Genomic DNA, 14,975 nt, shown 5'->3' with positions numbered 1-14,975 from the left:
CGGCCAGGTGCATGGCCACCAGCGACGAGGAACACGCGGTGTCCACCGTCAGCGCCGGACCCTCGAAGCCGTAGAAGTAGGAGAGCCGCCCGGAGAGCACGCTGCCCGCGAGGCCGGTGCTCAGGTAGCCCTCCACTCCGGGCTCCTCGGTGAGACGGATCGCGTAGTCGTGGTACATCTGCCCGGCGAAGACGCCGGTGCGGCTGCCGCGCAGCGTTTCCGGGTCGATGCCGGCCTGCTCGAAGAGCTCCCAGGAGGTCTGGAGCAGCAGTCGCTGCTGCGGGTCCATCGCCAGCGCCTCACGCGGCGAGATCCCGAAGAACCCGGCGTCGAACTCGGCCACTCCGTCCAGGAACCCGCCCTGCGAGGCGTACGTGGTTCCGGCCGTGTCCGGGTCTTCGTCGAACAGCCCCGCCAGGTCCCACCCCCGGTCCTCCGGGAAGGGCCCCACCGCGTCCGTACCGGCCGTGACCAGCTTCCACAGGTCCTCCGCCGACCGCACGCCACCCGGGTACCGGCAGGCCATGCCCACGAGCACCACCGGATCGGAGTCGTCCACGACCACGTCTGCGGCCCCGGTCGCCGCGACCTGGCCCGCCTCTTCCGCACCGAACAGCCCGTCACGGAGGCGCCGGGCCACGGCCAGCGGGGTCGGGTGGTCGAAGGCGAGCGAGGCGGGCAGCCGCAGCCCGGTCGCGTTCTGGAGCCGGACGCGCAGCGCGACGGACGCCACGGAGTCGAAGCCCAGCGCGCGGAAGGGCTTGCGCGGGTCGAGCGAGCCCGCTGCTGCGGTGCCGAGGACGGCGGCGCACTCGGCGGCCACCAGGTCCAGCAGCCGGAGCTCGACCCCGCGGCCGCTCAGGCCGCGCAGCTCGTCGCGCAGTCGGGCGCGCAGCTGGGCGAGGACCTCGGGGGCGGACTCGGCCGCGACACCCCGGAGCGGTGCCTGGACATCGACGGCCGAGGCCCGGACCACGGGCGCGTTCTCGATCAGCGCCGCGTCCAGCGCGTCGCGCAGGCCCTGCGCGCCGACCTCGTTCCCGGCACCGAGCGAGACCGCGGTTTCTCCCGCACCGGCGAGTTCGCGGGCCAGCTCGTCGAAGGGGTCCGCCTCCTCGGCTCCGGTCAGCAGGACGAGGACGTGCCCGTCCCGGCCAGCCGTCACGCGCCGCAGTGACTCGGCGTCACCGGGCTCGCAGCACTCGACCACCGTCTCGACGCAGCCGTGCGCGGAGCGGAGGTGCGCCGCCAGCTCCTCGGCGCGCGCCGTGGCGCCCGCGTCGGCGAGCAGCAGGACGGGCTTGCCGTGCACGGGGCTCCGGTCGTCCGTCGGCAGGGAGGCCGGCAGCGCGGCCGGCAGCGCGGCGGAGTCGGGGGAACCCGTGGACTCGGGGGAACGGAACGTCAGGCGTCCGTAGTGGGTCCCGGTGTTCGCCAGCAGCCGGGAACCGTCGGCGCCGACGAGTCGGCGGACGGTCTTCCCGGAGGGCGTGCGCGGGATCCGGTCGGTGAGGTGCAGTTCCGCCGGGACCTTGAAGTAGGCGAGGCGGTCGCGGAGCCGGGCGACCAGCTCGGCCACCGCCAGCGGGTGTCCGGGCTTCGGCACGAGGTAGGCGACCGGCACCTCGCCGAGCAGGCTGTGCTCGCGGCCGACGACCGCGACGTCCGCGAGTTCGGCGCTCGCGCGGACCGCGTCCTCGATCTCGGCGGGGTGCATGTTCTCCCCGCCGCGGATGATGAGTTCCTTGAGGCGCCCGGTGATGCTCACGAAGCCCTCGGCGTCCTGGCGGCCCGTGTCGCCGGTGCGGTACCAGCCCTGGTGGAGGGCCTCGGCCGTCCGCTGCGGGTCGTTGTGGTAACCCGTCATCAGACTGGGGCTCCGGACCCAGATCTCGCCCTCGTGGCCGGTGGGCGCTTCGAGGCCGGTCTCCGGATCGGTGATGCGGACCGTCACACCGGGAACGGGCCGGCCGCAGGAGCCGGGCACCCGGTCGCCGCCGAGCGGGTTGCAGGTGATGACGCCGGTGGTCTCGGTGCTTCCGTAGCTGTCGACCAGCTGGACGCCGAAGGTGTCCCGGAACCGGGTGCCGAGGGCGGCGCTGGTGAGCGCACCGGCGACCAGGAAGGCCCGCAGACCGCTGAGGTCGAGTTCGCCCTCGGGGACGGAGTCCAGCAGGTAGTGGCACATCGTGGGCACGGCGGCCATCAGGGTGTAGGAGGAGCTGCCGAGTTCGGCGACGATGTCGTCGGGCGCGAAGTCGGCCGCGATCCGGGCGGTCGCTCCGGCCGCCGTCACCCCGAGGACGCAGAGGTTGAAGGCGAAGCTGTGGTGCAGCGGCAGCGGCCAGAGCAACCGGTCGCCCGGTCCGATGTCCAGTACGGCGGCGTAGCCGTTGACGGCTGACCACAGGCCCGCCTGCTGGGTGGAGAGAACGCCCTTGGGGGCACCCGTCGTTCCGGAGGTGTACAGCATCCAGGCGATGTCGTCCGGCAGCAGACCGTCCGGTGCCGGAGCACTCGGTTCGTCTACGCTCATTCGCCGGTAGTCGTGGACGTATCCGCCCCCTCCGATGCTCTTCTGATCGTCCGTCACGACGATGAAGTGGAGGTCTTCCCGAAGGCCCTCCAGGCGGCTGATCCGCTCGAAGTTCGATTCCTCGGTGATGACGAGCGCAGCCTCGGAGTCGCCCAGAATATGCGCGAGCTCACGGTCGCTCGCATGCGGATTGACCGGGACCACGACGAGCTCCGCGCGGGTCAGCGCGAGACAGCTCTCCACCATTTCCACCCGGTTGCCCAGGCACACCACGGCGCGCCCGAGCCGGGCGATTCCGAATTCGGCGATGTGGCCGGCCAGTCGAGCGGTGGACGCCTCCAGCTCTCCGTAGGTCAGACTGCGTGCCTGGTCAGAGTAGGCAATGACATGTGCACGCTCAGCCGCGTGCGCCCGGAGAGTGTCCACGACGGAACGGACAGGGATAGCCGACACGGCTGACTCCCAATCAGGAAAGGACGCGACTCGGCCCGATGACTCCGGGGCAGCACGAAGAAAGGCCCTCTTGAGCGCGTTCCCCCGTACAGCATCGCGTAGAGCTGATGATCTTTCGTTGGCGACGATATAGGAGGGGGAAGGCCGAGATCAATGGCCTTGTTGCGAGCGTCACACCGGCCGTCGTTTTCTCCCCCCACCACAAACAATGACGCCATGTCAGATATCCCGGCGGCATAGTTACCCACTGTCAGATCGGCCGTCCGGCCTGTACGCTCGCCAATCGATCCCGGTGACGCATCGCGCACCGGACATTTGCGAAATCCACAACTTCTCTGATTTAGGAGTTTCCGTGCCCCTGCCGATCATGGATGAGGAGTTCCTGAGCAACCCCTATCCGGCCTACGACGCCCTGCAGAGCAAGGGTTCGGTGCACCGGATGCTGCTGCCGAGCGGCCTCAAGGTCTGGGCCGTCGTCAACTACGAGGAGGCGCGCATCGCGCTCTCGCACCCGGCGCTGTCCAAGGACATCGACACCTCTGTCCAACTCGGCTACTTCGACCGGGAGATGTCCGAGGGCGGTACTCCGCGACTGGAGCACAGCTCGGTGGGCCGGCACATGCTCAACATGGACCCGCCGGACCACACCCGGCTGCGCAAGCTCGTGAACAAGGCCCTGACCGCCCGCAACGTGCGGAAGCTGGAGCCGACCATCGAGGCGATCAGCACCGAACTCCTGGACGCCGCCGAGCAGAAGGCCGCCGCCGAGGGCGGCGTCGTCGACCTGGTCGAGGAGTACACGGCGCGGTTCCCCGTCCGGGTGCTCGGGCACCTGCTCGGCATCAGCGAGGAGCACTTCCCCGTCCTGACCGGGCTGACCGGCGCGATCATGTCCAACGACAACGAGAACGCGGGCCCGAACATGGCCCGGTTCGGCCAGCACATCGGGGAGATGATCCAGCTCAAGCGCGCCCAGCCGGCCGACGACCTGGTCAGCGCGCTGATCCACGCCAGGGACGAGGAGGACAAGCTCTCCGACATCGAGCTGGTCTCCACCGTCTTCCTGCTGGTGGTGGCGGGTTACGAGACCACGGTCAACATGATCGGCCACGGCCTGCGGGCCCTGCTCAACCACCCGGAGCAGCTCGCCGCGCTGCGCCTGGACCCGAGCGGGATCCCGGCCGCCAACGAGGAGTTCCTCCGCTACGAGGGCCCGGGCAACCGTGCGACGCTGCGCTTCGCCACCGAGCCCTTCGAGCTCGGCGGCGTGACGATCGGCACGGGCGAGTACGTCTCCGTCCTCCTGGGCGCGGCGAACCGGGACGGCGCCCAGTTCGGCTGCCCCCACCAGCTCGACGTCACCCGCTCCACCGCCGGACACCTGGGCTTCGGGCACGGCATCCACTACTGCGTCGGCGCCCCGCTGGCCCGCCTGGAGATGGAGATCGCCCTGCGTCACCTGCTGGGGCGCTTCCCCGACCTGGAACTGGCCGTGCCGGACTCCGAATTGAAGTGGCGGAAGAGCTTCATGATGCAGGGTCTGGAAACCCTTCCGGTACGCCTGCACAAGAACTGACCAGGCGTCGGACAAGGCCGTTGGTCTCCGAATTCGGAGACCAACGGCCTTTCGCATTTCGGCCGCCGCTTTTTCGCGACTTTCAGGGCGCCGGCCGGAACATCCGTCAGGCCTTGCCGAACTCCTGCTGGATGAACGCGAAGATGTCGTCCGCCGAGGCCGACTCCAGGCCCGCGTCGGAACCCGGGTCCGCACCGGCGGCGGCTCCGGCGGCGGCCGGAGCCGCACAGATCCGGGCGAGTTCCTGGAGCCGCTCGTACAGCTTCCCGCGCACCTCCTCGTCGCCGTCCGCGACCACGGCCCGCAGCGCCGTCTCGATCCCGTCCAGCTCACCGACGAGCGGCAGCGGCGCCTCCTCGATCGCCAACTCCCCGAGCAGGTACTCGCTCAGCGCCGTCGGCGTCGGGTAGTCGAAGACCAGCGTGGTGGGCAGGGTCACCCCGACCGCGGCACCCAGCCGGTTGCGCAGCTGGACCGCCGTCAGCGAGTCCAGCCCCAGATCGAAGAACCCGCGGCTGTCGTCGACCAGTTGACCGTCGGCCAGACCGAGCACGGCGGCGGCGTTGGTGCGGACCAGATCGGCCAGGATCCGCCCGCGCTCGGCCGCCGGCACCGCGGCGAGCTGCCGCGGCAGCGAGGCCTCGGCCGCCGCGACCGGAGCGTCCCGGCGCACCGGCGCCGGCAGCAGGCCCCGGAACAGGTGCGGGACGACACCACCCGGCGCCTGCGCGCGCAACTCCCGCAGGTCCACCCGGAACGGTACGAGTACCGCCTCCTCGTGACCGAGCGCGGCCGCGAACAGCTCCAGGCCCTCCGCGGTCGACAGCGCTCGCAGCCCGTCCCGTTCGATCCGGGCGATGCCCGCGCCGTCCAGGTGGCCGGTCATCCCGCTCGCCTCGGCCCACAGGCCCCAGGCGAGGGACACCGCCGGCCGGCCCTCGGCCCGGCGGCGCTGCGCCAGGGCGTCCAGGACGGCGTTGGCGGCGGAATAGTTGCCCTGGCCGGGGGCACCGAACAGGGCGGCGGCCGAGGAGTAGAGCACGAAGGCCGACAGGTCCAGGTCCCTGGTCAGTTCGTCCAGGTGCAGCGCCGCGTCCACCTTGGGACGCAGCACCGTGTCGAACTGCTCCGCGGTGAGCGACTGCACGATCCCGTCGTCCAGGACGGCCGCCGTGTGCACCACCCCGGTGAGCGGGTGCTCCTCGGGGACGGAGTCCAGCAGCGCGGCCAGGGCCGCACGGTCCGCGACGTCGCAGGCTGCGACGGTCACCGAGGCGCCCAGGGTGGCGAGTTCCTCCGGAAGCTCGCCGGCCGCTCCGCTCCTGCTGACCAGCAGCAGGTGCCGCACGCCGTGCTCGGCGACCAGGCAGCGGGCGACGGCGCGACCCAGCGCGCCGGTGCCGCCGGTCACCAGCACCGTGCCGTCCGGGCCGAAGGCCGGCCCGTCCAGGTCGGCACGGGGCGCGCGGGCCAGCCGAGGGGCGTGCAGCTCGCCCTTGCGGAGCGCGAGTTGCGGCTCGTCGGCGGCCAGGGCCGCGGCCAGCGCCCGGCGCGAGGCCTGGTCGCCGTCCGTGTCGACCAGCGAGAAGCGGCCCGGGTTCTCCGACTGGGCGGAACGGACCAGACCCAGTACGGCGGCCTGCGCGAGGTCGGGTGCCGGGTCACCGGGGAGCGCGACGGCACCCCGGGTGAGCAGCACCAGCCGCGAGCCCGCCAGCCGCGGCTCGGCGAGCCAGGCCTGGAGGAGTTCCAGCGCGGCGGTCGCCGCGGCGCGCACCGCGGTCGCCTCGACCGAGGCGAGGACGACGGCGGGGACGTCGCTTCCCGCATCGAGCGCCGCGCTCAACCGCGCGATGCCGTCCAGCCGTTCGGCGCCCTCCGGACCGGGGGTACCGGCGCCGAGCACGGTCCACGCCTGCGCTGCCGCGGCCCTGGGGGCGGCCGTCCGCTCCCAGCTCAGCCGGAAGAGCGAGTCGGCCCGTCGGGCCGCCGCCGCGAGCTGTTCCGTCTTCACCGGGCGCAGCGCCAGGGACTTCACGGTCGCGACCGGAAGCCCCGACTGGTCAGCGACCCGGATCGTGACGGCCTCCTCGCCGGCCGGGGCGAGACGGACTCGCAGCGCGGTCGCGCCGGCGGCGTGCAGCGCGACGCCGTGCCAGGCGAACGGCATCCGGCCGTGCTCGATCCCGCCGTCCGGGCCGGCCAGCGCGCCCAGCGGAATGGTCTGCAGCACCGCGTCGAGCAGCGCCGGGTGAATGCCGAACCCCGTGGCGTCCGCCCGGAGCTGCTCGGGCAGCGCGACCTCCGCGAAGACCTCGTCGCCCCGGCGCCAGGCGGCCCGGATCCCCCGAAAGGCGGGGCCGTACTCGAAACCGGCCGCCGCGAAGCGCTCGTAGACGTCGCCGACCTCGACTTCGGTCGCCTCCTCGGGCGGCCAGCTGCCCAGCGGCACCGGGTGCCCGGCCGCTGCGGGGGCGAGGACGCCGGTGGCGTGCCGGGTCCACGGCTCGCCGACCGCGAAGGCCTCCGGCTCGTCCGGGCGGGCGTACACCTGCACCGTACGGCGGCCCGAGGCGTCGGGCGCCGCGACCGTCAACTGCACCTGGACGCCGCCCTGTTCGGGCAGCAGCAGCGGGTTCTCCAGCAGCAGCTCGTCGACCTGTCCGCAGTCGAGCAGCCGGCCGGCGTGCAGGGCGAGTTCGAGGAAGGCCGTGCCCGGCAGCAGCACGGTGCCGGCCAGCGCGTGGTCGGCGAGCCAGGCGTGGCTGCCGCGGGACAGGCGCCCGGTGAAGAGGAAGCCGTCCGTCTCCGGCAGCGGCACGCCGGCGCCCAGCAGCGGGTTGTCGGCGTTGCGCAGGCCGAGCGAGTCGGCGTCCGTCCGGCCCTGCCGGGCCTGCGGCCACAGCCGCGCCCGCTGGAACGGGTAGGTGGGCAGCTGGACCGGCCGCGGCCGGCGGTCGCCGAGCACGACGCTCCAGTCCGGTGCGAGACCGTGGATCCAGGCCTGGGCGAGCGAGTTGAGCAGCCGCTGCGGGCCGCCGTCCGTGCGCCGCAGGGTCTCCCCCAGGAAGGCCTGGCTGCCGGCCGCCTCGCAGGTCTCCCTGATCCCGACGTGCAGGACGGGGTGCGGGCTGATCTCCAGGAAGTGCGCGTACCCGTCGGCGACGAGCGCCCGGATCGCCGGCTCCAGCAGGACGGTCTGGCGCATGTTGCGGTACCAGTACCCGGCGTCGAGCTCCTCGGTGCCGAGCGGGCCGCCGGTGACGGTGGAGTAGAACGGGACGTCCGAGGCGCTCGGCGCGGTCTCGGCGAGGGCGGCCAGCATGCGCTCCCGGACCTCGTCGATGCGGGCCGAGTGCCCGGGCGTGTCCACTCCCGGGATGCGCCGGGCCCACGTCCCGTCGGCCTCCAGCGCGAGCCGGAACTCCTCCAGCGCTCCGCCGTCGCCGGAGACCACCACCGAGTGCGGCCCGTTGACGGCCGCGACGGAGAGCTGCCCGTCCCAGGGCCGCAGCCGCTCCTCGACCGCCCGGGCCGAGAGCGCTACGGACAGCATGCCGCTGGTGCCGGACAGTTCGAGCAGGGCCCGGCTGCGCAGGGCCACGATCCGGGCCGCGTCGGGCAGCGAGAGCGCCCCGGCCACCACCGCCGCGGCGACCTCGCCCTGGCTGTGGCCGACGACCGCGGCGGGCTCGACCCCGCAGGCCCGCCACACCTCGGCCAGACCCAGCATCACGGCGAACAGCGCGGGCTGGAGCACGTCCACCCGGTCGAGCGGGGGCGTGCCCTCGGCGCCGCGCAGCACCCCGGTGAGCGACCAGTCGAGGTACGGGGCGAACGCCCGCTCGCACTCCTCGATGCGGGCGGCGAAGACCGGTGAGGAGTCCAGGAGTTCGAGCGCCATGCCGGTCCACTGCGAGCCCTGGCCGGGGAAGACGAACACCGGCCGGGCACCGGCCGGGGCGGTTCCCCGCGGCACGGTCGGCGCGCCCTCGGCGAGGGCGGTCAGTTCCCGCAGCAGGGACTGCCGGTCCCGGCCGAGGACGACCGCCCGGTGCTCGAAGGAGGAGCGGTGGTGCAGCAGCGCGGCAGCAACGTCCACCGGGTCGGCGGACGGCTGCGCCTCGATGCTCTCCCGCAGCCGCTCGGCCTGCGCCCGGAGGGCGTCCGCCGACCTGCCGGACAGCAGCAGCGGGACCACCGGCGGCGCCTCGGCGAGGGCGGCGGCCGTGGCCCGCGGCGCCTCCTCGGGCGCGGACGCCGGCTCCGCCTCGACGGCCGCCGGTTCCTGTTCGAGGATGGCGTGGGCGTTGGTGCCGCTGATCCCGAAGGAGGACACGGCGGCGCGCCGGGGCCGCCCGGTCTCCGGCCAGGGCCTGGCCTCGGTGAGCAGCCGGACGGCACCGGAGGACCAGTCGACGTGCCCGGTCGGCTCGGCGCAGTGCAGGGACTTCGGCAGGACGCCGTGCCGCATCGCCATGACCATCTTGATGACGCCGCCGACGCCCGCGGCGGCCTGGCTGTGGCCGATGTTCGACTTCAGCGAACCGAGCCACAGGTGCTGGTCCGAGGCGCGCTCCTGCCCGTAGGTGGCGAGGAGGGACTGGGCCTCGATGGGGTCTCCGAGGGAGGTGCCCGTGCCGTGCGCCTCGACGGCGTCGATCTCGTCGGACCGCAGTCGCGCGTTCTCCAGCGCCTGGCGGATCACCCGCTGCTGGGAGGGGCCGTTGGGCGCCGTGAGACCGTTGCTCGCGCCGTCCTGGTTCACCGCCGACCCCCGGACCACCGCGAGGACGGGATGGCCGTTGCGCCGGGCGTCGGAGAGCCGCTCCAGCAGCAGCATGCCGACGCCCTCGCCCCAGCCCGTACCGTCGGCCGCGGCCGAGAAGGCCTTGCAGCGTCCGTCGGGTGCGAGCGAGCGCTGCCGGCTGAACTCGATGAACGACGCGGGCGTCGACATCACCGTGGCCCCGCCGGCCAGGGCCAGGGTGCACTCGCCCCGCCGCAGCGCCTGCGCGGCGAGGTGCAGGGTGACGAGCGAGGAGGAGCAGGCGGTGTCGACGGTCAGCGCCGGACCCTCGAAGCCGAAGGTGTACGCGATGCGCCCGGAGGCGATGCTGCCGGCGCTGCCGTTGATGACGTAGCCGGCGAGTTCGTCCTGGCCTTCGAGCAGGCCCTCGTAGTCGTGGTACATCACGGCGGCGAAGACTCCGGTGCGGCTTCCGCGCAGCGTCGCCGCGTCGATGCCGGCGCGCTCCACGGCCTCCCACGCGGTCTCCAGCAGGAGCCGCTGCTGCGGGTCCATCGCGAGCGCCTCGCGCCGGTTGATCCCGAAGAACTCGGCGTCGAACTCGGTCACGCCCCGCAGGAATCCGCCTTCCCGCGTGTAGGTGCGTCCGGCCCGCTCGGGGTCCGGGTCGTAGATGCCCTCGGTGTCCCAGCCGCGGTCGCGCGGGAACGGCGAGATCGCGTCGGTGCCGTCGGCGACCAGTCGCCACAGGTCCTCCGGCGAACCGACCCCGCCCGGGTACCGGCAGCTCATCCCAACGATCGCGATGGGCTCGTGGGCGGAGTCCTCCGCCTCCTGGAGCTGCTGTCGGACGTTGCGAAGCTCGGCGGTCGCCCGCTTCAGGTAGTCGCGCAGCTTCTCTTCAGCCGCCATGGTCTTGCTCCTTCTACGGAATCGCCACAGCCGGACGGCGGCCTCGGACCGCCGTCCGGACCTCGTTCACGCCTGTCTGGTCGCCTGCGTCGCTTCCGGCGTGGCGGAGCCCGGAAGGAGCATGAGGCGACTGGCGGTCCGGTTGATGTCGATGGGCAGGGCGGCGCCCCGCAGGCAGTCGGCCAGGGGGCCGTCGGCGACGAGGTAGAACCTCGCGTCCCGGTCGCACAGGACGTCGACCAGGTTGGCGAAGCGCTGCGCCGAGTCCCTGCTGCCGGACGTCAGCTCCGGCAGCCCGGAGAGCACCCAGGTGCCGAACCGGTCGGCCAGGCCCAGGTAGTCGATGGTCGAGGTGCGTTCGTCGCACAGCTCGTGGAAGTCGAACCAGACGAGGTCGTCGCGCACGGCGCGGGCCACCAGGTCCCGGCCCCCGATGTCGATCCGCTGCCGCTCGCCGTCGGTCGGCGGTTCGAGTCCGGCCTCGCGCAGCTGCTGCTCGGTGCCGGGCCAGATGTAGGCCCCGCGCTGGAACTGCGAACGGGCCTCTCCGGCGGTGCTCTCCGCGCGGTAGTCCTGCGGGCCCGCGACCTCCAGGACGTCCAGGTTGTCTTCGAGCAGTTTGATGGTCGGCTCGAACATGTGGTGGTAGACCGGGTTCGGCAGCAGGCCGTCGGGCGGGTAGTTCGAGGTGGTCACCAGGGTGACCTTCTGGTCGAACAGCGAGGCCAGGACGCGGCCCATCATCATGGCGTCGCCCGGGTCGTGCACGTGGAACTCGTCGAAGAACAGCAGCCGGCAGTCGCTCAGCAGCTCGGCGACGGCCAGGTCGCACGCGTTCCGCTCCTTGCGGTGCCGGGCGTAGACGGCGTGGAACTCGCGGAAGAACTCGTGGAAGTGCACCCGGCGCTTGTTCCGCACCGGCAACGCCTCGTAGAAGACTCCGGTCAGCCAGCTCTTGCCGCGCCCGACCGGCCCCCATACGTAGACGCCGCGCGGCTGCTTTCCGCCGAAGAAACGGCGGCGGCCGGACAACTCGGCGGCCAGTGCGGAAAGCCGCTCGGCCGCGGCGATCTGCGAGGCATCGAGAACGAAACCAGCTTCCTCGGCTGCGCGCTCGAACTTCTCGATCAACTGACGGCCCCCCCGGTTCCAGTCTGAGACAACGCCGACACCGGTGACGGTTACTCATCGGCGAGCGGTCGTGATCCTGCCAGAGTTCACGGCCCGCGACAATGCCCTACCGGGGAGTGATGATCATCACTCACGTCGGAAACCTCGCAGGTGGGACACTGTGCGCCATGAAAGAGCTCGATGGGCGACAGGTGGGTGTCGACGAGATCACTTCGCTCGCACTGGTCGGTTACGGCCATTTCACGACCATGCGCGTCGAGGGCGGCTCAATACGCGGACTCGCACTGCATTTCGCCCGGCTGGCCCGGGACTGCCGGACTGTTTTCGGCACCGAACTGGACTTGGAACACGTCCGTCAAGAACTGCTCCACGCACTGGATCTGACGGATGATGAGAACGCTTTCGTCGCCCGGATCACCGTTTTCGATCCGGATCTGATTCTCACTCACCCGGCCGGGCCGACCGCTCCGCGGGTCCTCGTCACCACGCGTCCCGCCCCGGAACTTCCGCAAGGGCCGCTGCGCGTCCGGCCCGTCAGGCACCTGCGTCAGGTGGCCGGGGTGAAGCACACCGGGCTCTTCGACAGCCTTCACCTGCGCCGCGCGGCCCAACTCGACGGCTTCGACGACGCGTTGTTCCACGATGACGAGCTGGGGATCTCCGAGGGAGCCACCTGGAACGTGGGCTTCTTCGACGGCCGCCGACTGGTCTGGCCGCGTGCGGAGCACCTGCCCGGCGTGACCGAGTCGCTGCTGACCGAGGCTCATGGCGGCTTCGTGTCACGGACCGTGACGCTGGACGACCTTCCGTCCATGGAAGCGGCGTTCGCCACCAACGCCGCCGTCGGCGTCCGGCCGATCTCCGCCATCGGCACCGTACCTTTTGCGACGGATCACCCCGTCCTGACCGAACTCCGCCACCGCTACGCGGAGATCACGGCCGAGGACCCGCGCTGACGATCCCGGATCCGCGGATCCCCGCCGAAGCACCCGCGCCGGCCAGGCGCACCACGGAAGGACAGCACCACCCATGACGACCACCGTCGCCACCGACCAGCTCTGGATACGCCGCTACCACCAGGCCGGTCCGGGCGCCCCGACCCTCGTCTGCCTCCCCCACGCGGGCGGCAGCGCCACCTTCTACTTCCCCATGTCCCGTGCGCTGGCCCCCCGCTGCGACGTGCTGGCGGTCCAGTACCCGGGTCGACAGGACCGCCGCTCGGAGCCGCTGGTCGAGTCGATCGACGAGCTCGCCGACCAGCTCCTGCCCGTGCTCCGGCGGAACACGGACGGGCCGGTGGCGTTCTTCGGCCACAGCATGGGCGCCAGCCTCGCCTTCGAACTGGCCCGCCGCTTCGAGGAGGCCGGCACGGTGCCGAGCGCACTCTTCGTCTCGGCCCGGCCCGCGCCCTCCCGCCTCCGCGAGGGCGGCACCGTCCACCTCGGCGACGACGGCGAACTGATCGCTAAGCTCCGGGAACTCAGCGGCACCGACGAACAGGTGCTCGGCGACGAGGAGCTGCTGCGGATGGCGCTGCCCGCCATCCGGAACGACTACAAGGCGGCCGAGACCTACCGGTACCGGCCCGGCCCCCGGCTGAACTGCCCCGTGCACGTGCTCGCCGGCACCGAGGACCCGATGGTCACCGAGGACGAGGCGGCCGCGTGGGCCGACCACACCACCGGCGCCTTCTCCCTCGACATCTACCCCGGCGGCCACTTCTACCTGATCCACCACCAGGCCCCGATCCTCCGCGCCGTCTCCGAGCGCCTCACCGGCGCCTGAGCCCCGGCGAGGCGCCCCCTCCGACCCGCCCGCGGGTCGGAGGCCGCCGTCACAGGCCGAGGATCCGGACCGCCATCTCGCGCATCTCGACCTTGCGGATCTTGCCGGTGACGGTCATCGGGAACTCCTCGACCACGTGCACGTAGCGCGGGACCTTGAAGTGGGCCAGCCGCCCGGCGCAGTAGGCGGCCACGGCCTCGGCGGTGAGCGGATCGGCGCCTTCGCGCATCCGGATCCAGGCCATCAGCTCCTCGCCGTACTTGGCGTCCGGGACACCGATCACCTGCACGTCGAGGACGTCCGGATGGGTGTACAGGAACTCCTCGATCTCGCGCGGGTAGAGGTTCTCCCCGCCGCGGATCACCATGTCCTTGATCCGACCGGTGATCGCGAGGTAGCCGTCCTCGTCCATCACGGCGAGGTCGCCGGTGTGCATCCAGCGGGCCGCATCGACGGCCTCGGCGGTGCGCTCGGGCTCCTCCCAGTAGCCGAGCATCACGGAGTAACCGCGGGTGCACAGCTCGCCGGGCTCGCCGCGCGGGACGGTACGGCCGGTGGCCGGGTCGACGACCTTGACCTCCAGGTGGGGGCCGACCCGGCCGACGGTGGCGACCCGGCGCTCCACCGGGTCGTCGGTGCGGGTCTGGGTGGAGACCGGCGAGGTCTCGGTCATGCCGTAGCAGATGGACACCTCGGCCATGCCCATCCGCTCGATGACCTCCTTCATCACCTCGGTCGGGCAGGGCGAGCCGGCCATGATGCCGGTGCGCAGGGCGGTGAGGTCGTAGCGGGCGAAGTCCGGGTCGGCGAGTTCGGCGATGAACATCGTCGGCACGCCGTACAGCGACGTGCAGCGCTCGGCGGCGACCGCGGCCAGGGTGGCACCGGGCTCGAAGGAAGGCGCCGGGATGACCGTGCAGGCGCCGTGCGAGGTGGCCGCGAGGTTGCCCATGACCATGCCGAAGCAGTGGTAGAAGGGCACCGGGATGCAGATCCGGTCCTGCTCGGTGTAGTCCAGCAACTCGCCCACGAAGTACCCGTTGTTGAGGATGTTGTGGTGCGAGAGGGTGGCGCCCTTGGGGAAGCCGGTGGTGCCCGAGGTGTACTGGATGTTGATCGGGTCGTCCGGGTCCAACTCGCCCTGGCGGGCGGCCAGCAGGGCGGGGTCGGCGGAGCGGCCGGCCGCCAGGGTGTCCTCCCAGGCGGGGCTGCCGAACAGCAGGACCCGCTCCAACCGCGGGCAGCGCGGCCGGACTTCCCCGATCATCCCGGCGTAGTCGGAGGTCTTGAAACGCTCGGCGGCGACCAGCAGCCGGATCCCGGCCTGGTTCAGCACGTACTCCAGCTCGTGCGCCCGGTAGGCCGGGTTGACGGTGACCAGGATGGCGCCGAGCTTGGCGGTGGCGTACTGGGTGAGCGTCCACTCGGCGCAGTTGGGGGCCCAGATGCCGACCCGGTCGCCCTTGGCGATCCCCAGTCCCAGCAGGCCGAGGGCCAGCGCGTCGACGTCGGCGGCGAGTTGGGCGTACGTCCAGCGGCGGGCGGTGGGACGGTCGACCAGGGCGTCGCGGTCGGGGAAGGCGCGCACCGCGCGGTCCAGGTTCTCCCCGATGGTGTCGCCCAGCAGCGGGACGTCCGCGGTTCCGGAGGCGTAGCTGCGCTGGGCGGGCGGTGTCGGCACGGGCTGGCTCCTGGGTGCGGCGGTGCGGGACAGGGGTCCATGGTCGCGGCCCCGGGCCCGCGCCGCCACCCCCGAACGGGGGTACGGACACGGCGCCGGGGCCGCCCCGCGGGGTTGACCGCGCGGCACCGCGCCCGGGTCGCGGGGGGAT

General features: G+C 72.3%; 7 protein-coding genes. 3 read left to right on the top strand and 4 right to left on the bottom strand.

All coding sequences use genetic code 11. The features are described from left to right. On the bottom strand, positions 1-2,962 hold a 2,962-nt coding region (locus tag ACFWIS_RS39090; protein WP_380462885.1), incomplete at its 3' end, for an AMP-binding protein. 379 nt (positions 2,963-3,341) lie between these two features. On the opposite strand from ACFWIS_RS39090, the gene ACFWIS_RS39085 reads away from it, so the two are divergent. Continuing rightward, complete coding sequence (locus ACFWIS_RS39085) at positions 3,342-4,565, top strand: cytochrome P450 (protein WP_380462883.1); 1,224 nt, start codon at positions 3,342-3,344, stop codon at positions 4,563-4,565. Positions 4,566-4,671: 106 nt separating this feature from the next. Here ACFWIS_RS39085 and ACFWIS_RS39080 read toward each other — a convergent pair whose 3' ends face one another. Then, entirely contained in the window at positions 4,672-10,227 is a 5,556-nt protein-coding gene (locus tag ACFWIS_RS39080) for an SDR family NAD(P)-dependent oxidoreductase (protein ID WP_380462881.1), read from the bottom strand. Positions 10,228-10,293: 66 nt separating this feature from the next. After that, on the bottom strand, positions 10,294-11,358 hold the full coding sequence (zapE, locus tag ACFWIS_RS39075; protein WP_380462879.1) for a cell division protein ZapE: 1,065 nt from the start codon (positions 11,356-11,358) through the stop codon (positions 10,294-10,296). A 167-nt stretch (positions 11,359-11,525) separates the two neighbouring features. On the opposite strand from zapE, the gene ACFWIS_RS39070 reads away from it, so the two are divergent. Continuing rightward, positions 11,526-12,314, top strand: a complete 789-nt coding sequence (locus ACFWIS_RS39070; protein WP_380462877.1) for an aminotransferase class IV — start codon at positions 11,526-11,528, stop codon at positions 12,312-12,314. 73 nt (positions 12,315-12,387) lie between these two features. After that, a complete protein-coding gene (locus ACFWIS_RS39065) occupies positions 12,388-13,143 on the top strand; it encodes a thioesterase II family protein (RefSeq protein WP_380462875.1) in 756 nt (251 codons plus the stop codon). A gap of 49 nt (positions 13,144-13,192) precedes the next feature. Here ACFWIS_RS39065 and ACFWIS_RS39060 read toward each other — a convergent pair whose 3' ends face one another. Further along, positions 13,193-14,824, bottom strand: a complete 1,632-nt coding sequence (locus tag ACFWIS_RS39060) for an AMP-binding protein (RefSeq protein ID WP_380462873.1) — start codon at positions 14,822-14,824, stop codon at positions 13,193-13,195. Positions 14,825-14,975 lie beyond the last annotated feature (151 nt).

Source organism: Kitasatospora sp. NPDC127060, assembly GCF_042724935.1.
Taxonomy (GTDB): Bacteria; Actinomycetota; Actinomycetes; order Streptomycetales; family Streptomycetaceae; genus Kitasatospora.
This window is presented reverse-complemented; position numbering and strand designations above follow the sequence as displayed.